General features: G+C 62.0%; 21 protein-coding genes. 9 read left to right on the forward strand and 12 right to left on the reverse strand.

The window, feature by feature from the left end; all coding sequences use genetic code 11:
• Nucleotides 1–83 precede the first annotated feature (83 nt).
• The gene (locus AB7813_RS23205) at nt 84–785 is read right to left on the reverse strand and encodes a response regulator transcription factor (RefSeq protein ID WP_068733897.1); all 702 of its coding nucleotides are present in this window, start codon (nt 783–785) and stop codon (nt 84–86) included.
• A gap of 215 nt (nt 786–1000) precedes the next feature.
• Between AB7813_RS23205 and AB7813_RS23210 the strand changes: the two genes are divergently transcribed.
• The 3 genes from AB7813_RS23210 (at nt 1001) to AB7813_RS23220 (ending at nt 4173) form a co-directional block, all read left to right on the forward strand.
• Entirely contained in the window at nt 1001–1738 is a 738-nt protein-coding gene (locus AB7813_RS23210) for a HugZ family pyridoxamine 5'-phosphate oxidase (RefSeq protein ID WP_093759854.1), read from the forward strand.
• A 183-nt stretch (nt 1739–1921) separates the two neighbouring features.
• Nucleotides 1922–3535, forward strand: coding sequence for a phosphoenolpyruvate carboxykinase (locus AB7813_RS23215; protein WP_320446492.1), 1614 nt, complete (start codon nt 1922–1924; stop codon nt 3533–3535).
• A 200-nt stretch (nt 3536–3735) separates the two neighbouring features.
• Nucleotides 3736–4173: an EamA family transporter gene (locus AB7813_RS23220; protein ID WP_184513149.1), complete on the forward strand. Its 438-nt coding sequence runs from the start codon at nt 3736–3738 to the stop codon at nt 4171–4173.
• A gap of 12 nt (nt 4174–4185) precedes the next feature.
• Here the strand turns inward: AB7813_RS23220 and AB7813_RS23225 are convergent, their stop codons facing one another.
• Entirely contained in the window at nt 4186–6717 is a 2532-nt protein-coding gene (locus AB7813_RS23225; RefSeq protein ID WP_120288235.1) for a glycogen/starch/alpha-glucan phosphorylase, read from the reverse strand.
• A gap of 230 nt (nt 6718–6947) precedes the next feature.
• Between AB7813_RS23225 and AB7813_RS23230 the strand changes: the two genes are divergently transcribed.
• A complete protein-coding gene (locus AB7813_RS23230; protein ID WP_089262853.1) occupies nt 6948–7379 on the forward strand; it encodes a hypothetical protein in 432 nt (143 codons plus the stop codon).
• 1 nt (nt 7380) lies between these two features.
• On the opposite strand, the gene AB7813_RS23235 is transcribed toward AB7813_RS23230, so the two are convergent.
• The 3 genes from AB7813_RS23235 to pyrE form a co-directional block, all read right to left on the reverse strand.
• Entirely contained in the window at nt 7381–8202 is an 822-nt protein-coding gene (locus AB7813_RS23235; RefSeq protein WP_414716819.1) for a DUF2865 domain-containing protein, read from the reverse strand.
• Nucleotides 8203–8302: 100 nt separating this feature from the next.
• Nucleotides 8303–9667 carry a sodium:proton antiporter gene (locus AB7813_RS23240; protein WP_441228990.1) on the reverse strand — a complete coding sequence of 455 codons (1365 nt, stop codon included), beginning with the start codon at nt 9665–9667 and terminating at the stop codon, nt 8303–8305.
• Between the two features lie 115 nt (nt 9668–9782).
• Nucleotides 9783–10346, reverse strand: coding sequence for an orotate phosphoribosyltransferase (gene pyrE / locus AB7813_RS23245; RefSeq protein WP_231078288.1), 564 nt, complete (start codon nt 10344–10346; stop codon nt 9783–9785).
• Between the two features lie 175 nt (nt 10347–10521).
• Between pyrE and AB7813_RS23250 the strand changes: the two genes are divergently transcribed.
• The gene (locus tag AB7813_RS23250) at nt 10522–11148 is read left to right on the forward strand and encodes a glutathione S-transferase family protein (protein ID WP_441228489.1); all 627 of its coding nucleotides are present in this window, start codon (nt 10522–10524) and stop codon (nt 11146–11148) included.
• 219 nt (nt 11149–11367) lie between these two features.
• Here AB7813_RS23250 and AB7813_RS23255 read toward each other — a convergent pair whose 3' ends face one another.
• Together AB7813_RS23255 and polA are read right to left on the reverse strand one after the other, a co-directional pair.
• Nucleotides 11368–12003 (reverse strand): LysE family translocator, encoded by a 636-nt coding sequence (locus tag AB7813_RS23255; RefSeq protein ID WP_089262849.1) that lies wholly within the window; start codon nt 12001–12003, stop codon nt 11368–11370.
• A 119-nt stretch (nt 12004–12122) separates the two neighbouring features.
• Nucleotides 12123–15143 (reverse strand): DNA polymerase I, encoded by a 3021-nt coding sequence (gene polA, locus AB7813_RS23260; RefSeq protein ID WP_441228490.1) that lies wholly within the window; start codon nt 15141–15143, stop codon nt 12123–12125.
• A 139-nt stretch (nt 15144–15282) separates the two neighbouring features.
• Here polA and AB7813_RS23265 point away from each other — a divergent pair, with 139 nt between their 5' ends.
• A complete protein-coding gene (locus AB7813_RS23265; RefSeq protein WP_175368565.1) occupies nt 15283–15888 on the forward strand; it encodes a hypothetical protein in 606 nt (201 codons plus the stop codon).
• 3 nt (nt 15889–15891) lie between these two features.
• Here AB7813_RS23265 and AB7813_RS23270 read toward each other — a convergent pair whose 3' ends face one another.
• Nucleotides 15892–16956, reverse strand: a complete 1065-nt coding sequence (locus AB7813_RS23270; RefSeq protein ID WP_441228491.1) for an acyltransferase family protein — start codon at nt 16954–16956, stop codon at nt 15892–15894.
• A 202-nt stretch (nt 16957–17158) separates the two neighbouring features.
• Here AB7813_RS23270 and hrpB point away from each other — a divergent pair, with 202 nt between their 5' ends.
• The 3 genes from hrpB (at nt 17159) to AB7813_RS23285 (ending at nt 21937) form a co-directional block, all read left to right on the forward strand.
• A complete protein-coding gene (gene hrpB, locus AB7813_RS23275) occupies nt 17159–19633 on the forward strand; it encodes an ATP-dependent helicase HrpB (protein WP_441228492.1) in 2475 nt (824 codons plus the stop codon).
• 141 nt (nt 19634–19774) lie between these two features.
• On the forward strand, nt 19775–20293 hold the full coding sequence (locus AB7813_RS23280; RefSeq protein ID WP_175368568.1) for a TIGR02281 family clan AA aspartic protease: 519 nt from the start codon (nt 19775–19777) through the stop codon (nt 20291–20293).
• 144 nt (nt 20294–20437) lie between these two features.
• Nucleotides 20438–21937, forward strand: coding sequence for a phosphomannomutase/phosphoglucomutase (locus tag AB7813_RS23285; protein WP_089262839.1), 1500 nt, complete (start codon nt 20438–20440; stop codon nt 21935–21937).
• A gap of 60 nt (nt 21938–21997) precedes the next feature.
• Here AB7813_RS23285 and AB7813_RS23290 read toward each other — a convergent pair whose 3' ends face one another.
• The 4 genes from AB7813_RS23290 to AB7813_RS23305 all read right to left on the reverse strand — a co-directional run bounded on the left by AB7813_RS23290 (nt 21998) and on the right by AB7813_RS23305 (nt 25596).
• Complete coding sequence (locus tag AB7813_RS23290; protein WP_441228493.1) at nt 21998–22894, reverse strand: LysR family transcriptional regulator; 897 nt, start codon at nt 22892–22894, stop codon at nt 21998–22000.
• Between the two features lie 10 nt (nt 22895–22904).
• The gene (locus AB7813_RS23295) at nt 22905–23930 is read right to left on the reverse strand and encodes a YeiH family protein (protein ID WP_441228494.1); all 1026 of its coding nucleotides are present in this window, start codon (nt 23928–23930) and stop codon (nt 22905–22907) included.
• A gap of 145 nt (nt 23931–24075) precedes the next feature.
• A complete protein-coding gene (locus tag AB7813_RS23300) occupies nt 24076–24585 on the reverse strand; it encodes an Lrp/AsnC family transcriptional regulator (protein WP_089262825.1) in 510 nt (169 codons plus the stop codon).
• A gap of 78 nt (nt 24586–24663) precedes the next feature.
• The gene (locus AB7813_RS23305) at nt 24664–25596 is read right to left on the reverse strand and encodes a sugar kinase (RefSeq protein WP_441228495.1); all 933 of its coding nucleotides are present in this window, start codon (nt 25594–25596) and stop codon (nt 24664–24666) included.
• Nucleotides 25597–25598 lie beyond the last annotated feature (2 nt).

Raw genomic sequence — 25598 nt, forward strand, 5'->3', positions numbered from 1 at the left:
ATTGTTGCGTGTGCGGATGCGCATTCTAGCGCAGCACGGCTGAGCCGTCAGGCCCCCAGCCGTGCCGCGGGAACCCTTACAGATCAGGTTTCCTTGAAGCGATAACCGACGCCATACAGTGTCTCGATCATCTCGAAGTCGTCGTCGACGACCTTGAACTTCTTGCGCAGCCGCTTGATGTGGCTGTCGATGGTGCGATCGTCCACATAGACCTGATCGTCATAGGCGGCATCCATCAGCGCGTTGCGGCTCTTCACCACGCCGGGGCGCGTCGCCAGCGCCTGCAGGATCAGGAACTCGGTGACGGTCAACGTGACCGGCTCGTTCTTCCAGGTGCAGGTGTGACGTTCCGGATCCATCCGCAGCAAACCGCGATCGAGCGCCTTGGCGTCGGTCTCCTTCGGAGCGGCAGTCGGGTCCTTCGGCGCGGCGCGGCGCAGCACGGCCTTGACGCGCTCGACCAGCAGACGCTGCGAGAACGGTTTGCGGATAAAATCGTCGGCGCCCATTTTCAGGCCGAACAGCTCGTCGATCTCCTCGTCCTTCGACGTCAGGAAGATCACCGGCAGATCGGACTTCTGGCGCAGACGGCGCAGTGTCTCCATGCCGTCCATGCGAGGCATCTTGATATCGAGGATTGCGAGGTCCGGCTGGCTCGTGCGGAAGCCATCGAGTGCGGAAGCACCATCCGTATAGGTCATGATGCGGTAGCCCTCGGCTTCCAGCGCGATCGATACGGATGTGAGAATGTTACGGTCGTCGTCGACCAGTGCGATAGTTGGCATGAGCCTGCTTTCCGAAGCGGGATGGGCTATCCGGCAGAATTCAACAATCCGCCGTATGAGGTGGCCTTAAGAACACAGTCAACGAGCAATGCAAGCTGGGCTGAAGTGTGGCCGAGTTCCCTGAACGCTTGAATGACGCGTGGGTTCCGTAGATGTATAGACCTCCCGGGGAAGAAGAAATAGCCACTTTTTGCAATGAAATACGGGATTTAACCATGCAGCCGACCCCTGATTTCGACCCCTCGCGCGTCACCCGGTCGCTGTTGCGGCGCAGTCGGCAGGGGGCGCTGGCTACCCTGGCCGTCGGTTCCGGCGATCCTTATTGTGCGCTGGCCAATGTCGCCAGCCACCCGGACGGGTCGCCGATTCTCCTGATTTCCCGGCTGGCGCTTCATACCCGCAATATTCTGGCCGATGCCCGCGTCTCGCTGATGCTGGACGAGCGAGCGCCGGGGGACCCCCTGGAGGGCTCACGCATCATGCTCGGAGGTATCGCGCAGGAGGCCAGCGACAGCGAAAAATCGCTGCTGCGTCGGCGCTATCTCAGCGTCCATCCATCCGCGCAAGTCTTTGTGGATTTTAAGGACTTTTCGTTCTTCCGGATCAAGCCGAAGAGTGCCCATCTGGTGGCCGGCTTTGGCCGCATTAACGACCTGAAGCCACAGCAATTCCTGACCGATCTCACCGATGCCGAAGGCATGCTCGAAGCCGAGGAGGGCGCCGTTGCTCATATGAACGCCGATCATCTCGATGCGCTTAATCTCTATGCAACGAAGCTTCTCCACGCAGACGCAGGCGACTGGCGGTGCACCGGATGCGATCCGGATGGCATGGACCTGCAGAACGGCGCGACGGTGATCCGGCTGGACTTTCCGCGGCGGATTGTCACTCCGGGTGCATTGCGGCAAGTCCTGAAGGAACTCGCAGAGCAGGCCCGCGCTTTGAAGAATTGAGCGGTATCAAGTGCCGTGCTGGAATAAACCAAATATGCGGACAGCAGCTTGGCATTTCACATCTTCGTCACTATTAGATCGCCGGGTTACGGCCTCGGTGGTTATAATGACGGCTACCGCTGCTGACGTGCGATTGAAGACAGTTGCACAGGTCGGATATGCGGACTCAAGGAGGAATATTCCGTGCAAGAGACGGGCGTACGCAACGGTGCCTATGGTGCCGACAAATTCGGACTGAAAAATCTCAAAGCGGTGAACTGGAATCTCGGCGCGCCGCAGCTTTACGAATATTCGCTGCGTAACGGCGAAGCCGAATTGTCGTCCGATGGCGCGCTCTGTGCTGACACGGGTGAATTCACCGGCCGCAGCCCAAAGGACAAGTTCACCGTCAAGGACGCTTCCACCGAACAGATGTGGTGGGCTGGCAATCAGGCGATCACGCCGGAGCAGTTCGAAGCGCTCTATATCGATTTCAAGAAGCACGCCGAAGGCATGACCCTGTTCGCGCAGGACCTTTATGGCGGCGCCGATCCGAGTTTTCAGATCAAGACCCGCGTGTTCACCGAACTCGCATGGCATTCGCTGTTCATCCGCACGCTGCTGATCCGTCCGGAAGCCGCTGCGTTGAAGGACTTCGTGCCTGAACTCACCATCATCGACCTGCCGAGCTTCAAGGCCGATCCCAAACGTCACGGCTGCCGCTCGGAAAACGTCGTGGCAATCGATTTCGCCCGCAAGATCGTCCTGATCGGCGGGTCTTATTATGCCGGCGAAATGAAGAAGTCGGTCTTCACCACGTTGAACTACTATCTGCCCGCCAAGGGCGTGCTGCCGATGCATTGCTCGGCCAATGTCGGCCCCGACGGCGACAGCGCGATCTTCTTCGGCCTCTCCGGCACCGGCAAGACCACGCTCTCGGCCGATCCAAAGCGCACGCTGATCGGCGATGACGAGCATGGCTGGGGCAAGGACGGTATCTTCAATTTCGAAGGCGGCTGCTACGCCAAGACCATCAAACTTTCGGAAGAAGCCGAGCCCGCGATCTATGCGGCATCGAAGCGCTTCGGTGCGGTGCTGGAAAACGTCGTGCTCGACGCCAATACCCGCCTGCCGGATTTCGATGACGGCTCGAAGACCGAGAACACCCGTTCGGCCTATCCGCTCGACTTCATCCCGAATGCCTCGCGCACCGGCCGCGCGCCGCAGCCGAAGAATGTGGTGATGCTCGCCGCCGACGCGTTCGGCGTGCTGCCGCCGATCGCCAAGCTGACTCCGGCGCAGGCGATGTATCACTTCTTGTCCGGCTACACCGCCAAGGTCGCCGGCACCGAGCGCGGCCTCGGCAACGATCCGGAGCCGGAATTCTCGACCTGCTTCGGCTCGCCCTTCCTGCCGCTCGATCCCTCGGTCTATGGCAACATGCTGCGTGACCTGATCGCCAAGCACAATGTCGACTGCTGGCTGGTCAATACCGGCTGGACCGGTGGCAAGTATGGCGTCGGTTCGCGCATGCCGATCAAGGTGACCCGCGCGCTGCTGACTGCGGCGCTGAACGGCTCGCTGCGCAACGTGGAATTCCGCACCGACAAGTATTTCGGCTTCGCAGTCCCGACCGCGCTGGATGGCGTGCCGTCGGAGATCCTCAATCCGGTGAACACCTGGAAGGACAAGGACGAGTTCGATGCCACCGCGCGCAAGCTGGTCGGTATGTTCCAGAAGAACTTCGCCAAGTTCGAAGCGCAGGTCGATGCGGATGTCCGTGCCGCCGCGCCGGATGTGAAGCTGGCAGCTGAGTAATTCGCTGTAGCGATTATGAATGCGAAAGGGCGGCCGTAAGGCCGCCTTTTTCATGTCAGGCAGAACCTATCAGTCATTATGCCTGGCCATGACGAAACCGTTAGTCGGAATGCGATGCACGACCAGCTAGAACGCGAAGGCTGGATTGCTTCGTCGCAAGGGTTCCTCGCAATGACGGCTGACAGGCAAGGACACTTCAAATGAAAAACGTCATGCTCACCTGGCCGTTCTGGGCGCTGCTGTCCGCGGGTTTTGCGGCGCTCACGGCGATCTTCGCCAAGGTCGGCATCGAGAACGTCAATTCCGATTTTGCCACTTTCATCCGCACCATCGTTATCCTGCTGGCCGCGGGCATGATGGTCTATGTCACCGGCAACTGGCAGTCGCCGTCCAATGTATCAGCGAAGACGTGGGTGTTTCTGGTGCTGTCTGGTTTCGCGACCGGAGCATCGTGGATCTGCTACTTCCGCGCGCTGAAGCTTGGCAATGCCGCACAGGTCGCGCCGATCGACAAGCTCAGCGTCGTGTTTGTGGCGGTGTTCGCCGTGCTGTTTCTCGGCGAGAAATTGTCGCTGCCGAACTGGCTCGGCGTCATCCTGATCGCCTGCGGCGCGGTGCTCGTTGCGTATCGCGCGTGAGCACCGTCGCGCTTACGTTGCCTTTCGTGCCTGCAGACTCGGTGTGCCCGGCAGATCGCCAGCAACCGGCACGCCCCAGATATCATCGGCATATTCGCGGATGGTGCGGTCTGACGAGAACCAGCCCATCCTGGCGGTGTTGAGGATCGCGGCGCGACTCCAGGCTGAGCCGGCCCTCCATCGCGTGTCGATGCCGCGCTGGGCTTCGTAATAGGAGTCAAAGTCAGCACTCACGACGTAATGGTCGAGATGGCGCAGTGCGTGGCCCACTGACGCGTAGCGGCCAGGATCGTCCGGCGAGAACGCGCCGGTCTCGATGGCCTGGATGGCGCGGCCGAGATTGGGCGATTTGTTGATGACGTCGGAGGCGTCGAGGCCCTTGGCACGGCGCTCGACAACTTCCGCAGCAGTCATGCCGAAGATCGCGATATTCTCCGGGCCGACATTGTCGCGGATTTCGATATTGGCGCCGTCCAGCGTGCCGATGGTCAGCGCGCCGTTCAGCGAGAGCTTCATATTACCGGTGCCGGAGGCTTCCATGCCGGCGGTGGAGATCTGTTCGGAGAGATCGGCCGCAGGAATGATGACTTCCGCCAGACTGACATTGTAGTCCGGCAGGAACGCGACCTTCAGCTTGCCGCCGATCGTGGTGTCGTTGTTCACGACCTCGGCGACGTCATTGATGAGGCGGATGATCAGCTTGGCGTAGCGATAGCTCGCCGCTGCCTTGCCGGCAAAGATCTTGACGCGCGGCACCCAGTCCTTGCCCGGCTCGTCCTTGATCGCCTGATACAGCGCGACTGTTTCAATGAGGTTGAGCAGCTGTCGCTTGTATTCGTGGATGCGCTTTATCTGCACGTCGAACAGCGCCGAGGGATCGGCCTGAACGCCGAGCTTCTCGCCAATCACGCGCGCGAGCGCGAGTTTGTTGTGATGTTTGACCTTGCGGAATTCCTGCTGGAACGCGGCGTCGCCGGCAAAAGCCTCGAGCTTGATGAGCCGGGTGGGATCGTCGAGCACGGCTTCGCCGCAGGTGGCGCGCAACAGGTCGGTGAGCTTCGGATTGGCCAGCATCAGCCAGCGGCGGAAAGTAATGCCGTTGGTCTTGTTGGTGATGCGGCCGGGATAGAGCTGGTTGAGATCGTGGAACACGGTCTCCTTCATCAGCTCCGAATGCATCGCCGAAACGCCGTTGATGCGGTGCGAGCCGATGAAAGCGAGATTGCCCATGCGCACGCGGCGACCTGACGTCTCGTCGATGATCGAGACCGAAGCGCGATAGGCGGTGTCGCCGGGGCGCGTCGCATCGGCGCGGTCGAGATGCGCTTCATTGATGCGGTAGATGATTTCGAGATGCCGCGGCAGCAGACGCTGGAACAGTTCGACCGGCCAGGTCTCCAGCGCTTCGGGCAGCAGTGTGTGGTTGGTGTAGGACAAGGTCGCGTTGGTGATCTGCCAGGCGGCATCCCAGCGCATATTGTGCTGATCGACCAGGATGCGCATCAGCTCGGCGATGGCCAGGCTCGGATGCGTGTCGTTCATCTGCACCGCCGCCTTGTTGGCGAGGCCACGCAGATTGCCGTCGGAATGGAGGTGACGCTTCACCAGATCCTGCAGCGAGGCGGAGACGAAGAAGTATTCCTGGCGCAGACGCAATTCGCGGCCGGCGGCGCTCTCGTCGTTCGGATAGAGGAATTTGCAGATCGCTTCGGCGCGCGCCTGCTCGGCGCTGGCGCTGACATAGTCGCCGGTGTTGAAGACGTCGAGCCGCAGCGGATCCGGCGCGCGCGCCGACCACAGCCGCAGCGCGTTCACATGTTGGCCGCGCCAGCCGACGATGGGCGTGTCATAGGCAACGGCCTCGACGGTCTCGCCGGGATGCCAGATGACCTGCTTGCGGCCCTTGCCGTCCTCGACGGTCTCGATGCTGCCACCGAAATAGACGTTATACGTGACTTCCCGCCGCGGTAGTTCCCACGGATTGCCAAAGCCGAGCCACTCGTCGGGATATTCCTGCTGCACGCCGTGCGAGATGACCTGACGGAACAGGCCGAAGTTGTAGCGGATGCCGTAGCCAAAAGCTGGAATGCCGAGCGTTGCCATGCTCTCCATGAAGCAAGCGGCGAGGCGGCCGAGGCCGCCATTGCCGAGCGCTGCATCCGGCTCGCATTTGCGGAGTTCGTCGAGGCCGACACCAAGATCGCCGAGCGCGGCTTCGAACAGCGGCAGCAGGCCCATATTGTTCAGCGCATCGGTGAACAGGCGGCCGATCAGGAATTCCAGCGAGAGATAATAGACCCGCTTGCGGCCGGCGTCGTAGCTCTCTTTGTCCGAGCTCAGCCAGCGATGCACCATGCGGTCGCGCAGCGTCAGGGCGGCAGCCTTGTACCAATCGTGCTTGGTGGCGAATGCGGCTTCCTTGCCGATTGCCAGCCTCAATTTGACGAGAATAGCGCTCTTGATGTCGGCAAGCGCCAGTTCATCGACAGCCGTATTCTCGGGCTGGAATTTTGCTGGGACTGATAGATCTGACAAACCGGCCATCCTGAGCTGTGTCACTGACCAAAATCATACGCGCATTTGGCTGCTCCCGGAACCCGTGGGGGTGGCGAGCTTTTGCCATGGAGCTGCCCGGGATTTGGGCAGGCACGCGAGAACCGAATTTATAAAAATTGGAACAAATTAAGAACAAATTAGTAAGCTATTGATATTCCGAGGTGATTCGTTTCCTTCGCCTACAATATCTATGGTCTGTTCAAGCTCGCGAGGACTAGATGTCCACCATTGCCTTCGATCAGTTTGCTCTCACCCGCATAGCCGACTTTGCGCGGTCGCTGTCGCGGCTGCATTTGATGGCGCGCCGGCATCCGATCGATGACGATCAGATCGATCGCGAGTTCAACACCGTTTGCCTCTCGGTCTGGGGCTATACGACGGACGACATCAGCGATGACCTGTTCTCACTGGAAGATCACGCCTGGCTCGATCAGCTCGACGAGGCGCATGCGCGGATTTTCGCCGCGGAACAGGGCTACGACCTCGTCGACGACCACGGCATGCTGACGGACTGGTGGGGCTATTGCTGGATGATTCTCGCCGAGAAGCGCGGATTGCTGACGCCGGAGAATCGCGCTGCGGCGCGTGCCGAGATCGAAGAGAAGTATCTCTCGGCGCCGAACGTGATCGGCGTCATCGTCGGTCGATGATCTACTGAAGCTCGGCGCGCTTGGCACGGGCCGTTGGCGCGCTCTTCGGCACGACGGTCGTAGCAGCAGCCGGCGCTGCATCACGCGCGGCTTCGGACATGGGCGCTTCGTCGGTGATCATTTCTGCAGAGACCGGTGCCACCTTCATCTCGCCGAGCCGGGCACGGACATCCGAGGTCAGGCCGGGATAATTCGCCACCGGCGTGAATTCCGCGGTCTGGGTGTTGCCGGTACGGACGCCCGAGAAAGCGACGAGACCGTTGGTCGTCGCGATCACATCGCCGGGACGCAGCGATGTATCGAGCGTCAGATCGACCGGCGCGAGGCCGGAGGGATCGCGGCCGTTGCAGGTGCAGTCGGCCTTCAGCGCCTTGCGATAGGCGAAGGCGTTTTCCAGATCGTTGTAACGCTCACCGGTGCTCGATGATGCGTTCTCGATGCTGCTGCCGAACAGGACCTTGGTGGTCGCCGCCGGGCAGAATGCCTGGCACATCTGCGCCGGGCTCATGCCGCGACCTAGCGGAAAATACTTGCCGTCGCAGGTGCGCACGCAGAAGGCGGGACCGGAGCCGCCGATAGATGCGCTGCGCTGGGGCGGCGGCGCTTCGGCCGGCGTGTTGAGGCCGAACGGATCGGAGAAGAAATTGCTCTCCGGCGCGGGCGCGCCGCGGCGCTGTTGCTGTTTCTGCGGCTGGCCGCCGCCGAACAGGAAGTCGAAGAAATTTTGCGCAGATGCCATCTGCGGGGTCAGTGCGACGAGACTCATCGCCGTCAGCAGCACCAGGGGACGCACGACACGCGAGGATGTTCGATTGTGACGCAACGCCAGCTCCGCGACCGCATGTCAGTGCCCGAGCGAAAACGCTCCGGTGCGGTGTCATGTTAGGGCGTCATGGTAAATGAATGGTAACCAGCGCGGCGCGCTAGATGAAAAACACCCATGTCATCACCAGGAAGACCGGGATCAGCACCGCACCCGACCACAGGATGTAACCGAAGAAGCTTGGCATTTTTATGCCCGCGTCGCGGGCAATGGCATAGACCATGAAATTCGGCGCGTTGCCGATATAGGTGTTGGCGCCCATGAACACTGCGCCTGCTGAAATCGCCGCCAGCGTCGCCGCGCCCGATGCCATCAATGTCTTGGCGTCACCGCCGGTGAGTTCGAAGAACACCAGATAGGTTGGCGCATTGTCGAGGAACGACGACAGGATGCCGGTCAGCCAGAAATAAGCGGCATTGTTCGGCGTACCGTCGGCATGGCTGACGAGCGCCACCAGCGGCGCAAACGGGCCATTGGCACCAGCCTGCAGCATGGCCATGACCGGCACGATGCAGATGAAAATGCCGGCGAACAGCAGTGCGACTTCCTCGATCGGCCCCCATTTGAAATCGTTCGCCTTGCGATGCTCGGTCTTGGTCAGCCACAGCGACGCAAATGTCACCAGCACGAAGATCACGTCGCGCAGCAGATCCTGCAATGCAAGCGGCGTGCCGAGCACGGTGAACGTGATGCCGGGCTTCCAGCTCGCGCTCATCAGGATAGCGCCGATGATCACGACCAGCAGCAGCAGGTTGATCTTGCCGTGCAAATGCAACGGCGAATCCGGCGTCGGGTCTTTCTTCCTGGGAAAGTTGCCTTCGCGATGATGCAAATAGACATCGAGCACCATGAAGATCGCCAGCACGATGCCGGCCGCGAACAGCGTTTCCGGAAAAATGTGCACCGTGGTCCAGAAGAAATCGACGCCGCGGAGGAAGCCGAGAAACAGCGGTGGGTCGCCGAGCGGTGAGAGCGAGCCGCCGATATTCGAGACGAGGAAGATGAAGAACACCACCACGTGGACGTTAGTGCGACGATCGTCATTGGCGCGGATCAGCGGCCGGATCAGGATCATCGACGCACCGGTGGTACCGACAACGCTGGCGATCAGCGTGCCGAAGCCCAGCAGCGCCGTATTGGTGAACACGCTGTCATGCAGGTTGCCCTCGACATAGATTCCGCCGGCCACGGTGAACAGCGCCAGCAGCAGCAGAATGAACGGCAGATATTCGAGCAGCACGGTGTGGGAGAGCGTGTGCACCACGGTCGTTGCATCAGTCACGAAGAACAGCGGCACGATGACCAACGCGGCCCAGAACGCGGCGAACTTGCCGTAATGGTGCTCCCACAGGTGATGATAGAGCACCGGTCCGGTGGCGATGCACAGCAGGATGCCGGCAAATGGTAATGCCCACAGCAGCGACAGCCTGGTGCCATCGAGGCCGCCCTCGGCTGCATGCGCCATGTCGGGCGCAAGCGTGACAATGAGGAGCAGAGCAGCGAGGGCGATGAAGCGAAGCAAAAGGTGACCTTTCACTGCATCCTCGCGCGCTTTGCGCGTGAACGGAGCCGATGAAGGGTCAACCCTTCAGAAATTCGCCGGCCTTGTAAAGCGAGCGAAACGCCACGCCGGCCTTGGCGAAGGTCTCGGCTGCGCCTTCGTCGCGGTCCACCATGGTGAAGACCAGCACGACTTCGCCGCCGGCCTCGCGCACGGCTTCGAGCGCCTTCACGGCAGAGCCACCAGTGGTGGTGACGTCCTCGACAATGACGATGCGCTTACCCTCCAGCGTCTCGCCCTTGGCGAGGCCTTCGACGGCGAGGCGCGCGCCATGTTCCTTCGGCTTCTTGCGGACGAAGAAGGCCGCGATCGGATGGTTCTTCAGCCAGGACAGCTGCGCCAGCGCGCCGGCCAGCGGCACGGCGCCCATCTCAAGCCCGCCAACATAATCGAGATTGTCGTCGCGCAGCGCGTCGTAGGTCAGCTCGGCCAGCAGCGCCGCGCCTTCCGGGTGGCACATCGTGGGTTTCAGGTTGAAATAGAAATTGCTCTTGCGGCCCGAAGCCAGCGTGATCTCACCATAACCGAACGAACGGTCGCGGATGATCTCGAACAGGCGGGCGCGGGCGGCTGATTTGGTCAATGGCATGTCTCTGTTGAAACGGTCTCTGTGCTGAACCGGGCGCAATCTATCGGCGCTTTCCGGCACATTCCAGACTGGCACGGGCCTCGTCAACACTCTCGGGCCGTTTTACCGCCCGTTGGGACGATGCTACAGACCGGGCAATAAGATCAGGCAAGACCGGAAGAGGAATCGCATGACTATCGAGCTGCACACCTGGAATACGCCGAACGGCCGCAAGATCTCCGTCGCGCTGGAGGAAATGGAGCTGCCTTACAAGGTTTTCCCGGTGCATATCGGCAAGGGCGAGCAGATGAAGCCCGAATTCCTGAAAATCAGCCCGAACAACAAGATCCCGGCTATCGTCGATCCCGAAGGGCCGGATGGCAAGCCGGTCAGCGTGTTCGAATCCGGCGCCATTCTGCTCTATCTCGGCGAAAAGACCGGTAAATTTCTGCCGAAGTCTCTCGGTGAGCGGATTCCGGTGCTGGAATGGCTGATGTGGCAGATGGGGGGCTTCGGTCCGATGCCCGGCCAGGTGCATCACTTCATCGCGCTGGAGGACGAAACCCAGCGCGTCTATGGGCTGAAGCGCTATTCGGACGAGACCCGCCGGCTCTACGGCGTACTGGATCGTCGCCTGGCCGACCATGAATTCGTTGCCGGCGCGCTGTCGGTGGCTGATTTCGCCATCCTCGGCTGGGCCTGGCGCCACGAACGCCACAAGGTGTCTTTCGCCGATTTCCCGAATGTCGGCCGCTGGTACGATGCGTTGATGGCGCGGCCCGGCGTGAAGCGGGGCATGGAGGCGAAGCTGGATTGAGGGAAGCTCCCTCTCCCCGCTCTGCGCGGGGAGAGGGTAGGGGTGAGGGGCATGGCGCTGACGTCACAACGTCCGTGCTACTCGCGTATTGCTCAACGCGTGGTTCGACTTTCCGATCCGATAGACTGTTAGTGAGGCTGGCACGGTGCCCTGCCCCTCACCCGCGCGCAAAGCTGCGCGCGACCTCTCCCCGCAAAGAGCGGGGCGAGGTTAGGAAGATCACGCCTTCCGCGTTTCCAGCGCCATCCGCACGGCGAGGCCGGCGAGCACCGTGCCCATCAGCCAGCGCTGCAGCTTGAGCCAGGTCGGTCGCTCGCCGAGAAACAGCGCGATCGATCCGGCGCCGAGCGCGATCAGCCCGTTGACGCCGACGCTGATGATGGTCTGCGTCGATCCGAGCACCAGCGACTGTGTCAGCACGCTGCCGGCCGTGGGATCGATGAACTGTGGCAGCAGCGCCAGATACAGCATCGCGATCTTTGGATTGAGCAGATTGGTGACGAAGCCCATGACGAACAGCTTGCGCGGGCTGTCGATGGCCAGCTTCTTGACCTGGAACGGCGAGCGTCCGTTCGGCTTCAGCGCCTGCCAGGCCAGCCACAGCAGATAGGCCGCGCCGGCGAGCCTCAGCGCGTCATAGGCGTAAGGGACTGCGAACAGCAGCGCGGTGATGCCGAAGGCCGCGCACAGCATGTAGAAGATGAAGCCCAGTGCCACACCGCCGAGCGACACCATGCCGGCTGCCGGGCCCTGTGTGATCGAGCGCGAGATCAGATAGATCATGTTCGGTCCCGGCGTCAGCACCATGCCGAGCGAGACGAGAGCGAAACCGAGCAGGGATGTGAGATGGGGCATGGGACCATTCGCTGGCTGGGAATGGTCGTTGTTTAGCCCATGGGATGGCGTCGAACCATTTCAGATTCGGCATCGCAGATAGTCGAAATCCATCTGCGGCGCCGATTTGGGCGGTAAAACTAGTGCGCCTCTTCCCAATTATCCGCCGCGCGCGCATCGACCTGCAGTGGCACCGACAGCAGCACCGCCGGGAACGGTGCGTCCTGCATGGTGTGCTGCACGATCGGCAGCGTCGCCGCGACTTCGTCGTCGGGGACTTCGAAGATCAGTTCGTCATGCACCTGCAGCAGCATCTTCGCTGACAGCTTCTTCTCCGCCAGCGCATCTTCCATCCGCGTCATGGCGCGGCGGATGATATCGGCCGCGGTGCCCTGCAGGCGGGCATTGATGGCGGCGCGTTCGTTGAAGGCGCGGATCGAGGCGTTGCTTGCCTTGATGTCCGGGTAGTGGCACTTGCGGCCGAACAGGGTCTGCACATAGCCGTGCTCCCGGCAGAAATCGCGCGTCTGATCCATGTAAGCGCGGATGCCAGGGAAGCGTTCGAAGTACTTCTTGATATAGGCGCCGGCTTCCTCGCGGGGGATGCTGAGCTGGTTGGCGAGGCCGAAGGCCGAAATGCCGTAGATGATGCCGAAATTGATCGCCTTGGCGCGGCGGCGGATTTCCGCCGGCATGTCCTTGACCGGCACGCCGAACATTTCCGAAGCCGTCATGGCGTGAATGTCGAGCCCGTCCTGGAAGGCCTGTTTCAGCACGGGGATATCGGCGATCTCTGCCAGCAGTCGCAATTCGATCTGCGAGTAGTCGGCCGACACCAGCTTGTGTCCATCAGCGGCGATGAAGGCACGGCGAATCTTGCGGCCATCCTCGGTACGAACAGGGATGTTCTGCAGGTTCGGCTCGTTGGACGATAGGCGGCCCGTGGTGGTTGCCGCCAGTGCGTAGGTGGTGTGAACGCGATGGGTCTGCGGATGCACGTAATTCGGCAGCGCGTCGGTATAGGTCGAACGTAGTTTCGATACCTGACGCCAGTCGAGTATCTTGCGCGGGAATTCGTGGCCTTGTTCGGCGAGGTCATCGAGCACCTGCGCGGAAGTCGACCACGCGCCGGTCTTGGTCTTGCTGCCGCCCGGCAGACCCATCTTGCCGAACAGGATATCGCCTAATTGCTTGGGACTGCCGATATTGACCTCTTCGCCGGCAATCTCGCGGATTTCGGCTTCGATGCGCGCAGCGGTCTGCGCGAAGTCGGCCGAGAGTTTCGACAGCACCTGACGGTCGATGGAGATGCCGCGGCGCTCCATGCGGGCGAGCACGGAGATCAGCGGCCGCTCCAACGTCTCATAGACGGTGGTCATGCGCTCGGCCGCAAGGCGCGGCTTCAGCACATTCCACAGCCGCAGCAGCACGTCGGCGTCTTCGGCGGCATAGGCCGTGGCGCGGTCGATCTTGACCTGTTCGAACGTCAGCTTGCCCTTACCGGAGCCGATCAGTTCGCCAAAGGTCAACATGGCATGGCCGAGCCAGATCTCGGCGAGCGCATCGAGGCCATGGGCGTTGCGCCCGGCGTCGAGCGCATAGGACATCAGTTGCACGTCGTCATGATTGCGCAGCGTGATGCCGTGTTGTGCGAGCAGCACCGCGGTAAACTTGATGTTGAAGCCGATCTTCAGCAGGCCCGCGGATTCCAGCACCGGTTTCAGCGCTTCAAGCGCATCGGCAGCCTTGATCTGGTCGGGCTCGAGATCGGCGGCGAACAGGCCTGCGCCATCGCCGGATTGGCGATGGGCCAGCGGCACATAGCAGGCATCATTCGGACCGAGCGACAGCGCGATGCCGACCATGTCGGCCTGCATCGGATCGATCGACGACGCCTTGCATTCGAACGCGACGTGACCGGTATCGACAATCCTGGCGATCCACGTGTTGAGCTCGGCGAGCGTGCGCACGGACCGGTAGTTGTCGCGCTTCACCGGCATCTTGCGCGCGGCTTCGGCGCGGGCCTTGGCCAGCGAGATCGGGGTGAGCACGTCCTTGCTGCCGGGACCGGTCGCATGGGCGCTACCGCTCACTGGGCCGGTTGCGCCTGTTTTGCTTTTCGCAGTGGATGTAGATTCGGTGTTCCCGAACAGATCGCCGCCTGCTCTATGAGCGGAGGGCGCGGAGCTGCTCTTCGTTGCGCTGTCGGCATCCACATCCGCCGGATCGATCTCGGCATATTCGGCAACGCGTCGGGTCAGTGTCGAGAATTCCATCGCCTTCAGGAACGCGATCAGCTTGCGTGCGTCGGGCTCATGCACCGCGAGGTCATCGAGCGGCACGTCGAGCGCCACCTTGTCGTCGAGCAGCACGAGCTGCCGCGAGATGCGCGCCTTCTCGGCGTGCTCGATCAGCGACTCACGGCGCTTCGGCTGCTTGATCTCGCCAGCGCGGTTCAGCAGCGTTTCAAGATCGCCATATTCGGTGATCAGTTGCGCAGCGGTCTTGATGCCGATGCCGGGGACACCCGGCACGTTGTCGACGCTGTCGCCGGCCAGCGCCTGCACTTCGACGACCTTGTTCGGCGGCACACCGAATTTCTCAATCACCTCGGCAATGCCGAGGCGACGATCCTTCATGGTGTCGTACATGGTGACTTGCTCGGTCACGAGCTGCATCAGATCCTTGTCCGACGACACGATGGTGGCGGTCGCGCCGCGTTCACCGGCTTCGCGGACATAGGTCGCAATCAGATCGTCGGCCTCGAAGCCTGATTGTTCGATGCTCGGCAGGTCGAAGGCGCGGACGGCGTCGCGGATCAGCGCGAATTGCGGGATCAGGTCGTCCGGCGCCGGCGGCCGGTGCGCCTTGTATTCGGGATACAACTTGTTGCGGAAGGTCACTTCCGACTTGTCGAAGATGATCGCCAGATGCGTCGGCCGGTTGTCCGGCGGCATGTCGCGGATCAGCTTCCACAGCATGTTGCAGAAGCCCAGCACCGCATTGACCTGCAGCCCGTCGGATTTGCGGTTCAGCGGCGGCAGTGCGTGATAGGCGCGGAAAATATAGGACGAGCCGTCGACCAGAAAGACATGGTCACCCTTCGCGAGGGCCTTGACGGTGGCGGGCTTGGCGGCGGTTGTTTCTGAGGTTTTCGGCATGGCCGCAACTTAAGGATTTTCGCCGGAAATGACAGTCTGTCAGCCAGTCATCCCGCCGGTTTTTGTGATGCCGCCCGGCTTGCGCCGCGCCCTGTTCCATGTGCCCTTGCGCCGGTTATTGCCAATCGAAGGACCATTCATGCCCGAGCTCGCCGAACTGATGGACAAGATGAAGGGCGTGGAGGCCGAGATCGAGGCCGAGCTGACCCGCCGGCGGGAAGAGCTGCGCTTCCGTTTCGAGCGGCGCAAGATCGTGTTCGAGCAGGATATCGAGAAGCTGCAGCGCGCCATCAAGGTGGGCGCGTCGAAATACCTCTTCAGCGCCAATCCGCTGATCGTGTTGTCCGCTCCGGTGATCTATTCGCTGATCATCCCCTTCGTACTGATCGATCTCTGGGTCATGGCCTATCAGGCGATCTGCTTTCCGATCTACGGTATCCCCAAGGTGCGGCGGCGCGACTATCTGGTGTTCGACCGGCATCACCTCGCTTACCTCAACATCATCGAAAAGGTGAACTGCGCCTATTGCTCATACTGTAACGGCGTGGCCGCCTTCGTGCGCGAAGTTGCCGCCCGCACCGAAGTCTATTGGTGCCCGATCAAGCATGCGCGCCGCGTGCTCGGCCCGCATCCGCATTATGTCGGATTTGCGGATTTCGGCGACGCGGAAGGTTTCCGCGCCAAGATTGAGGGCATGAAGGACGGCGTGAAGCTCGATGACGGAAGGTCGCCGACGGCGGTGTAAGTTCTACTCCGCCGCCTGCAGCGTCGCGCTTTTCTTTTTCGGCGCAATCCAGAACGCGGCCGGGCGCTCGAACAGGAAGTTCGCACGGACCATCAGCGCGAGCCTCCAGATCACCAGCGCGCCGATGACGCCGCAGAGTGTCACCAGCAGCGAGATCGTGCCGATGTCGAACGGGCTGAATTTCAGCAACAGCGCGCGGGATGTCGCCATCGGCAGGAAGAAGGCGAGATAGATCACGATGGAATGCTCGCCGAAGAAGCGGATGAAGCCGAGCCACTGCATCTTCGCTAGCAGCGTGCCCATCACGATGATCGCGACCGCGCCGGCAAAGCCGAGCATCAGCGAGATCACTGGCCATTCGCTGCAGCCGTCATAGACGAGAGCGGCATTGACCAGCGCCCAGGCCGCAAGGCCGACCAGCGCCATCACTGGTTTGGCCCGTGCGCGATCGGACAGCGCGAAGACCTGCGTCGCGAACAGGTAGCCCGAATAGAAATAGACGAAGCGCGAGCAGAACTCGTCGATCATCGTCCAGCCGGTGCTGATATGCGCCATCTCCAGTGCGGCGGCGATGCCCCAGATCAGCAGCGGCGGCACGCGCCGCGCCAGCTTGGTGACGATGAAGAACGCCGGCAGCATATAGATAAACCACAGCGTACCGAACGGCTCGATATAGGAGATCAGATAGAGATTGGCGACATAGGCCCAGCCGTGTTCGGCAGCAAAGCCGGGCGCCTTGAAGCCGAACTGGATGGTCACCCAGAGTACGTAGAAATACAGGAAGTGGACGACCTTGCGGTCGAGATAGGTCCGCCAGTCGCGGTCGATGACGACAGCCAGAAATAGCCCGGAGATCAGGAAGAAGTCCGGCATCCGGAACGGCTTGGCGAAGGCCACCAGCAGATGCATGTAGCCGGTCTGGCCGGCTGCCAGTTCGACACCCAGCACCGAGTGCATCATCACCACCATGATGATGCAGATACCCTTGGCGTAATCGACCCAGTCGATTCGCTCTGTCCCTGACAGCGCCGCGCGATCGGCGACGGCGAATGTGCCGCTGGTGGTCATCGGTATCCCCTGTTCGGCGCTTCTTTTGGCGGGATCATGAGACGAGATCGGTTTCAATTGCCTTTCTCTAAACCCCAAATATGCCCCGCAAATGGTCGCGGCAGGGCGAGTTTGGCGGGGTGGTTAACGCAGGTTAAGGAATGTGGGATGGTCCGCCGCTCCGCTGCCGCGTATGACAGCCGGGACCATTACAGAGCCTGATTTGACCCGAACCTTCGATACACCCCTGCCCATCGATGCTGTGCTCGATGAGCTGTCAGGCGCGCTGGACGCCGGCAACGCCGCGGTGCTGGTGGCGCCGCCGGGCGCCGGCAAGACCACGCGCGTGCCGCTGGCTTTGCTCGATGCGCCGTGGCTGAAGGGCAAAAAGATCATCATGCTGGAGCCGCGGCGCATCGCAGCCCGCGCCAGCGCCGAGCGTATGGCGAAAACGCTGGGCGAGCGCGTCGGCGAGACCGTCGGCTATCGCGTCCGCTTCGGCTCCAAGATCTCGCGCAACACCCGGATCGAAGTAGTCACCGAAGGCATCTTCTCGCGGCAGATCCTCGACGATCCCGAGTTGAGGAATATCGGCGCGGTGCTGTTCGACGAATTTCACGAACGCTCGCTGGATGCCGATATGGGACTCGCGCTGGCGCGCGATGCGCAGACCGGATTGCGTGAGGACCTACGCATCCTGGTGATGTCGGCGACCATCGACGGTGTGCGCATCGCGAAGCTGCTTGGCGATGCACCGGTCATCGCCAGCGAGGGGCGCGCTTATCCGGTGGAGACACGCTATCTTGGCCGCAAGCCAGATATCCAGCTCGAGCGGCAGATGGCCGACGCCATCGCGACCGCCTTGCGTGCCGATCCCGGCTCGGTGTTGGCGTTCCTGCCGGGCGCTGCAGAGATCCGCCGCACGCAGAATTTTCTCGCCGAGCGCGTACAGGATGCATCCATCGAGATCGTCCCTTTATTCGGTGCACTCGATGCCGGCGTGCAGGACCGTGCCATCCAGCCCGCGCCCAAGGGGCGGCGCAAGGTCGTGCTGGCGACCTCGATTGCCGAGACCTCGCTGACCATCGAAGGCGTGCGCATCGTGGTGGATTCCGGCGTCGCGCGCGTGCCGCGCTATGAGCCGGACATCGGACTGACGCGGCTGGAAACCGTGCGTGCCTCGCGCGCCGCCGTCGATCAGCGCCGCGGCCGCGCCGGCCGGACCGAGCCCGGCATCTGCTACCGGCTATGGGACGAGCCGCAGACCGCCTCATTGCCGGCCTACACACAGCCGGAAATTCTCAGCGCGGATCTGTCCACGCTGGTGCTCGATCTCGCGCAATGGGGCGTCAGCGATCCCGCGCAACTGACCTTCCTCGATCCGCCGCCCGCGCCGGCGCTGAAGGAAGCGCGCGGCCTGCTCGGCGAGCTCGGCGCGCTCGATGGTGATGGCCGTATTACCGAGGAAGGCCATGCGCTGCGCGCGCTGGCGCTCCCGCCGCGGCTGGCGCGCATGATCGTGGATTCGGCGCGCTTCGGCTATGGCGAGGAGGCTGCCGAGATCGCTGCGGTCCTTACTGAACGTGGCCTTGGTGGCGACAGCGTCGATCTCGATGTCAGACTCGATCAGTTCCGCCGCGATCGCTCGCAGCGCGCTGGCAGCGCCCGGCAGCTCGCGGAGCGCTGGGCGTCGCAGGTTGAAAAATCCTCTTCTGCCCAAGAGAACGAGGAGCTTTCCACCGGCACCATGCTTGCTTTCGCTTTCCCGGACCGTGTGGCCAAGAACCGCGGTAATGGCAGTTTCGTGCTGGCCAATGGTCGAGGGGCGTCGATCGAACAAAGCGCCGCGCTTGCGCGCGCGCCATATATCGCCGTGGCGGAGCTCACCGGCACGGCGGCCAATGGCCGTATCCTGCTGGCAGCGCCGATCGCGCAGGCCGATATCGAAACGCGCTTCGCCGATCAGATCGAGAATACCGACGATGTCAGTTTCGATCGGGCGTCGATGTCGCTGCGCGGGCGCCGCAAGCGTGTGCTGCATGCGATCACGTTGTCGGAAGCACCGTTCACGCTGAAACCGTCTGAAGACACCGCGCGTGTCTTCGCCGACGGTCTGGTTGCCGCGGGCATCGACCGCTTGCCCTGGTCGAAGGCGCTGCAGCAGTGGCGCGGCCGCGTGATGTTCCTGCGTGCGTCGGAAGGCGACGCATGGCCCGATCTGTCCGACACCGCGCTCGCTACGACGCGCGAGAGCTGGCTGATGCCGGCGCTGTTCGACAAGATCTCCTTGAGGGATTTTTCGGCGGGCGATCTGTCCGATGCCGTGATGGGCCTGCTGCCTTGGGATCTGCGCGCGCGGCTCGATAAGGAAGCGCCGACGCATTTCGAGGCGCCGACGGGGACGGTACTGGCGATCGATTACGAAGCCGAGCAGGGGCCGACCATTGCCGTCCGTCTGCAGGAATTGTTCGGGCTCAACACCCATCCGTCGGTCGCCAAGGGCAAGGTGCCGCTGGTGCTGGAATTGCTGTCGCCGGCGCAGCGGCCGGTGCAGGTGACGCGCGATCTACCGGGCTTCTGGCGGGGCAGCTACCTCGACGTGCGCTCGGACCTGCGCGGCCGCTATCCGCGACATCCCTGGCCGGAAGATCCCGCCAATGCGCTGCCGACGCGCCGCGTGAAGCCGCGCGGGACGTGATCATCAGGCAAAGTGCCGCTCATTAACGCTTCGCTCATCCTTTTCGCGAAAATAGCAGTCTGTAAGACCGTCCTGAACGGACGGTGGTGAGCCCGTGTGATGAACTCGCGGTTCCCCTGATTGCGTTCAGTGAGGTTGCGTATGCGTAGTATCATGTTCTTCGCGGCGATCCTGATCGGTCTGGGCACCGTGATGGCGCAGATGGCCGACAAGATGACGGCGACGACGCCGGCCATGGCGAAGGCGTCATCCCCTGCAGCCACCACACAGGGCAATGCAAAGGCCGGTGTCCGTAGCCTGTCGATTGCGCGCGATGCGCGCGGTCACTTCCAGACTGAGGGGAGCATCGAGGGCCAGCGCATCGGCTTCATGGTCGATACTGGCGCATCTGTCATCGCATTGAATGAAAAGTCGGCGGCACGATTTGGCCTGCGTCCCTCGCGTGCCGATTATAACGCCACGGTGACAACGGCGAACGGAACGCTGAAGGCTGCGCGCACGCGAATCGCTGTCGTGCAGGTCGGTGAGCTGACCGTGCGTGATGTCGATGCGATGGTGCTGCCCGATGAGGCACTGTCCGAGAATCTGCTCGGCCTGTCGTTTCTCTCGAAGTTGAAACGCTTCGAATATGCAAATGGCCGGATGGTACTCGAACAGTAGTACCTCATATCCCCACTGCATTTACGCCGCAGCCCAATTCTAAACAAACTCGCATCCTTGAATGCCCATGCGCCTTCCCACGGGCGTGCGCAAAGGCTAAGCCTGCGCATTCAAGACTGATCCCAATTGATGCGAGGTCCTGCGATGTTTCCGAAGCCGAAGCCCTTGCTCGTGCCGAATACCTACGCTTACGAATCCGAGCCGATGGTAAAGGCCACGGGTTTTCGCGAATATGACGCGCGCTGGCTGTTCGGCAAGGAAATCAACCTGATGGGCATTCAGGCGCTGGGCATGGGGCTCGGTGCGCTGATTGCAGAACTCGGCCAGAAACAGGAAATCGTCACCGGACACGATTTCCGTGGCTACTCCGCCTCGATCAAATACGCGCTGATGACGGGCCTGATGGCCGCCGGCTGCAAGGTCCATGATATCGGCCTCGCGGTAACGCCGATGGCCTATTTCGCGCAGTTCGATCTCGATGTGCCCTGTGTCGCCATGGTGACGGCCTCGCATAACGACAATGGCTGGACCGGTGTGAAGATGGGCGCCAGCAAGCCGCTGACCTTCGGTCCGGACGAGATGACCCGGCTGAAGGAAATCGTGCTCAATGCCGAATTCAAGAACAAGGCTGGCGGCTCCTACCAATTCCATGAGAATTATCCGGCGCGTTATATCGCCGATCTCACCAATCGCCCGAAGCTGAAGCGCAAGCTGAAGGTCGTCGTGGCTTGCGGGAACGGCACTGCCGGCGCTTTCGCACCACAAGTGATGGAAGCGATCGGCTGCGAGGTGATCCCGCTCGATACCGAGCTCGATCACACCTTCCCGAAATACAATCCGAATCCGGAAGACATGGAGATGCTGCATGCGATCCGTGATGCGGTGCTCGAACACAAGGCCGATGTCGGTCTCGGTTTTGACGGTGACGGCGATCGCTGCGGCGTCGTCGACAACACCGGTGAGGAAATCTTCGCCGACAAGGTCGGCGTGATGCTCGCGCGCGATATGTCCGCGGTTCACAAGGATGCGACCTTCGTGGTCGACGTGAAATCGACCGGACTGTTCGTGACGGATCCGGTGCTGCAGAAGCAGAATGCCAAGACGACCTATTGGAAGACCGGCCATTCCTATATGAAGCGCCGCACCAATGAGCTGAAGGCGCTCGCTGGCTTCGAGAAATCCGGTCACTTCTTCTTCAATGCGCCGGTGGGCCGTGGCTATGACGACGGCCTCGTCTCGGCGATTGCGATCTGCGAAATGATGGACCGCGCGCCGGGCAAGACCATGGCCGATCTCAAGGACGCGCTGCCGAAGACCTGGTCGTCGCCGACCATGTCGCCGCATTGTGCCGACGAGACCAAATATGGCGTCGTCGCTGCGGTGGTGAAGCATTTCGAGGATGCGCAGAAGAAGGGCGACAAAGTCGCAGGACAATCGATCCGCGATCTCGTCACGGTCAACGGCGTGCGCGTCACCTGCGAGGACGGCAGCTGGGGTCTTGTGCGGGCGTCATCAAATAAGCCGGAGCTGGTGGTCGTGGTCGAAAGCCCGGTCTCCGAAGCGCGGATGCACGACATGTTCGAAGCCATGAATGTGGTGCTGCGGACGCATCCGGAAGTCGGCGCGTATAACCAGACGATCTAATTTCTGCTGTTATCGCCGGGTCAAGCCGGGCGATAACAGTTAGTGGAAGATCGTGCAGAGCTACAGTCGGGCTGCCTGATCCGCCGCAATCATCTCCGACATCTCCCTTGCCGCTTGCGTCACATAGCGCTCCTTGTGGCGCAGCTGGATGAAGCGCCGTGTCGGCAGCGAGGCCTTGATGGCGATGAGATCGCCGCTGCCGATCAAGGCGGCGGCAACCAGGCGTGAGATGATGCTCGCACCAGCGCCAGCCACGACGGCCGCGCAGACGGCTTCGTTCGATGGCAGCTCCATGGCAACGCGAATGTGGTCAGGCGCGATGCCTGATTGGTCCAGCACCGATTGCGCGATGGCGCGCGTGCCGGAGCCGGCTTCACGCAGCACCCATTGCGTCTCGGCGAACTGAGCTGGCGCGATGGTGCGTTGTCGCGCCCATGGATGCGATTGACCGACCACCAGCACGAGTTCGTCGTCGCCCACGGGCTGGGTCGCGAGCGCCGGGTCGTCAACCGCGCCTTCGACGATGCCGAGATCGACTTCGCCATCGCGCACCCAGTCGGCCACCTGTTCGGTATTTCCGATGCGGAGGCTGAGGTCGATGCCAGGGAAATGCTGGCGATAGCGCGCCATGATGGGTGGTAGAAAATAGTTGCCGACGGTCTGGCTCGCGGCCAGCGCAAGGGAGCCGCGCGTCATGCCGGCCATATCGGTGAGGACGGTCGTCGCGGCGGCAGCGCGTGCCAGCACGGCCCGGGCTTCGATCAGAAAGGCGCGGCCAATCTCGGTCAATTCGATGCGGCGGCCGACGCGGTGAAACAGCTGCGTCGCATAGCGCGTTTCCAGCGCCGCAATGGCGGCGCTGGTGGCAGATTGGGTGAGATGCAGACTCTCGGCAGCCCGCGTCATGTGCTCGTGTTCGGCGACGGCGACGAATATCCGGAGCTGTTCGAGCGTCATGGCATCTCCGTCAGGTCGTCAGTTTCACCAGTACAAGGCTGAAGCCGGCAATGAACAGGAAGGCTGCAGCACCCAGCAGCAGCGGGCGCAGGCCCTTGGCGCGCAGCTTCTGGATATTGGTTTCCAGCCCCATTGCGGCGAGCGCCATGGTCAGCAGGAAGGTCGTGATCGGAATGATCAGGCTCATAGCTGCATGCGGCACGTCAACGAGGCTATTCAGGATCACCATCGCCACGAAGCCGAAGGCGAACCACGGCATCGGCACCTTGGCGCTGCCGAATTCCGCGCCGATGGCGCGTGCGCGCCGTGTCGCCAGCAGGCCAAGTGTGATCACCACCGGTGCCAGCATCATCACGCGCGCGAGTTTCGCGACGGTGCCGAATTCGCCGGCGTCGCGGCTCTGCTGGAAGGTGGCCGCGACCACCTGCGCGATCTCGTGGATCGATGCGCCAGCCCAGAGCCCGAAATGATGTGGGTCGAGCTGCAGCACGCTACCGAGTAGCGGATAGACGAACATGGCGATCGAGCCAAAGATGGTGACGCAGGCGACCGCGTAGGCGACATCTTCATCGGGCGCGCGGGTCACGGTGTTGGTTGCGATCACGGCGGACGCGCCGCAAATTGATGTGCCGGCGGCGATCAGTTCGACCAGTCTGCGGTCGATACCCATCGCGCGGCCAAGCCATGTGGTGAAGATGAAGGTTGCAACGAGCGTCGCCGCGATCACCGCAAAGCCGATGCCGCCAACTTCCAGCAACTGCGCCGCGGTGAGCTGCAGGCCGAGCAGGATGATGGCGAAGCGCAGGATGCTGCGCATGGAGAAACTGATGCCGGCTTTGGCCGCAGCCGGCGTGCCGGATGTGTTCTGGATCGCGATACCGATGCCGATGGCCAGGATCATCGGACTGGCGACGCCGACATAGGAGGTTTCACGCAAAGCGAATGCGACGCCAGCGATTGCGGCCGTGAGCGCCAATCCGGGGAGAAGCGGGAGGTTGCGAGCAGTGCGGTTGGCATCTTGGGCAAGAACGGTCATGGGCCAAACTCCGGTTTGGCCACATCCTCATGCCGTTTGATCAATAAATCTAATTGATCATTATTGTTGATTCAATCGGAGTATATGATTGATCTGTTTCGGCGTCGTCGCCCGGTCCGATAGGGCGACGACAGCGCGGTATTTCTCAAGCAGCCGGCATCGGTGGCACCGGCAGTGCCGTGACCGACTTGATCTTCTCCATGGCGAAGCGGGAGGTGACGTTCTTCAAGGCCACGGCACTGATCAGCTTCTTGTAGAAGATGTCGTAGCTCTGCATGTCGGCCACGACCACGCGCAGCATGTAGTCGACGTCGCCGGCCATCCGGTAGAATTCCATGACTTCGGGCATGGCGCTGACGGCATCGGCGAATTTCTTCAGCCAGGCGTCGGAATGGTCGCCGCTCTCCACCGAGACAAACACCGAGATACCCAGGCCGATCTTGTTTTGATCGACCAGGGCAACCCGGCGGAGGATCACGCCATCGGCCTCGAGGCGCTGGATGCGCTTCCAGCACGGTGTCGACGAAAGCCCGACGCGGTCGCCGATCTCGGCCACCGACAGCGAGGCGTCTTCCTGCAGGACGGTCAGGATCTTGCGATCGATCGCATCGAGGCGGCGGGTGGATTCAAGGGGCTGGTCGGCGACATCGGTCATGGGAAGAACTTTGTTCTAATTATGGGGTCGAGTAACCTCATATATAGAACATTCTTCCAAGGCAAGCCCTGTACCGCCTCAGCTAAGGGCGCCGACCCGGGATTCCCTCAAAAGCTGTTCGACTTCAGCACGTTGCGGGCAGGCGAAAGCACCGCCATAGCGGGTGCATTTCAGGGCCGCGGCGGCGGAGGCGAAGCGCAGCGCCTCCGGTACCGACTTGCCGCCCGCGAATTCCAGCGCGAAGGCGCCATGGAAAATGTCGCCGGCGCCGAGGGTGTCCACGGTGTGAACGGGGAAGGCCGGGGTTTCCTTGGGATGTCCGTGCTCGTCGAGCCACAGGGTACCGCGCGGGCCGCGGGTGACGGCGAGGAAAGACGAGGTCAGCGTCGCCATCTTCTGCAGTGCCTTGAGATTGTCGGTGATGCCGGCGGTCGATTGCAGCGCATCGTCCGAAAAGATCAGGTGCGAGGAGGCGGTCAGCAGGCCCTCGCGCTGCGACAGCGTGCTGTCGATGTCGACGACGACGGGAATGCCGCGATGGCGTGCCTCGATGCACAACTCGGTGGCAAAGCCGGCGCAGCGGCTCTCGACCAGAATGGCGTTGCAGTCCTTCAAGAGCAGGTCGTGGTCGGGCAGCTTCACTTTCCAGAGTTCGGGATCGCGGAAGGTGACGATGGTGCGCTCGCCCGACGGGTCGATCATGACGGCCGAGATCGGCGTCACCAGGCCCGGCATATGCACCAGATGCGCGGAGTCGATGCCTTCCTTGGCAAGATCGTCGAACAGAAACTGGTCGGCGGTCTCGTTCTTGTCGCCCATCGGCCCGGTCATCGACGCCCGACCGCCTAGCCGGCTGACGCCGATGGCGGCGTTGAGCGCATTGCCGCCGATGATCTGGGCGAAACGTTGGGAGGGGAATTTCTGGCCACGCCCCGGGACGGCTTCGACGGCAAAGGTCAGGTCGCGAACCGGCAGGCCGATACACAAGACGTGGACAGGCTTGGCACTCATGA

Origin of the sequence: Tardiphaga sp. 20_F10_N6_6 (assembly GCF_052076045.1) — a bacterium.
GTDB classification, from domain to species: Bacteria; Pseudomonadota; Alphaproteobacteria; order Rhizobiales; family Xanthobacteraceae; genus Tardiphaga; species Tardiphaga robiniae.

Bases quoted from the DNA above. Each gene is read 5' to 3' on its own strand.
- AB7813_RS23205 (WP_068733897.1), bottom strand. From the start codon at position 785: ATGCCAACTATCGCACTGGTCGACGACGACCGTAACATTCTCACATCC.
- AB7813_RS23210 (WP_093759854.1), top strand. From the start codon at position 1,001: ATGCAGCCGACCCCTGATTTCGACCCCTCGCGCGTCACCCGGTCGCTG.
- AB7813_RS23220 (WP_184513149.1), top strand. From the start codon at position 3,736: ATGAAAAACGTCATGCTCACCTGGCCGTTCTGGGCGCTGCTGTCCGCG.
- AB7813_RS23225 (WP_120288235.1), bottom strand. From the start codon at position 6,717: ATGGCCGGTTTGTCAGATCTATCAGTCCCAGCAAAATTCCAGCCCGAG.
- AB7813_RS23230 (WP_089262853.1), top strand. From the start codon at position 6,948: ATGTCCACCATTGCCTTCGATCAGTTTGCTCTCACCCGCATAGCCGAC.
- AB7813_RS23240 (WP_441228990.1), bottom strand. From the start codon at position 9,667: ATGGCGCATGCAGCCGAGGGCGGCCTCGATGGCACCAGGCTGTCGCTG.
- AB7813_RS23250 (WP_441228489.1), top strand. From the start codon at position 10,522: ATGACTATCGAGCTGCACACCTGGAATACGCCGAACGGCCGCAAGATC.
- AB7813_RS23255 (WP_089262849.1), bottom strand. From the start codon at position 12,003: ATGCCCCATCTCACATCCCTGCTCGGTTTCGCTCTCGTCTCGCTCGGC.
- polA (WP_441228490.1), bottom strand. From the start codon at position 15,143: ATGCCGAAAACCTCAGAAACAACCGCCGCCAAGCCCGCCACCGTCAAG.
- AB7813_RS23265 (WP_175368565.1), top strand. From the start codon at position 15,283: ATGCCCGAGCTCGCCGAACTGATGGACAAGATGAAGGGCGTGGAGGCC.
- AB7813_RS23270 (WP_441228491.1), bottom strand. From the start codon at position 16,956: ATGACCACCAGCGGCACATTCGCCGTCGCCGATCGCGCGGCGCTGTCA.
- AB7813_RS23280 (WP_175368568.1), top strand. From the start codon at position 19,775: ATGCGTAGTATCATGTTCTTCGCGGCGATCCTGATCGGTCTGGGCACC.
- AB7813_RS23285 (WP_089262839.1), top strand. From the start codon at position 20,438: ATGTTTCCGAAGCCGAAGCCCTTGCTCGTGCCGAATACCTACGCTTAC.
- AB7813_RS23290 (WP_441228493.1), bottom strand. From the start codon at position 22,894: ATGACGCTCGAACAGCTCCGGATATTCGTCGCCGTCGCCGAACACGAG.
- AB7813_RS23295 (WP_441228494.1), bottom strand. From the start codon at position 23,930: ATGACCGTTCTTGCCCAAGATGCCAACCGCACTGCTCGCAACCTCCCG.
- AB7813_RS23300 (WP_089262825.1), bottom strand. From the start codon at position 24,585: ATGACCGATGTCGCCGACCAGCCCCTTGAATCCACCCGCCGCCTCGAT.
- AB7813_RS23305 (WP_441228495.1), bottom strand. From the start codon at position 25,596: ATGAGTGCCAAGCCTGTCCACGTCTTGTGTATCGGCCTGCCGGTTCGC.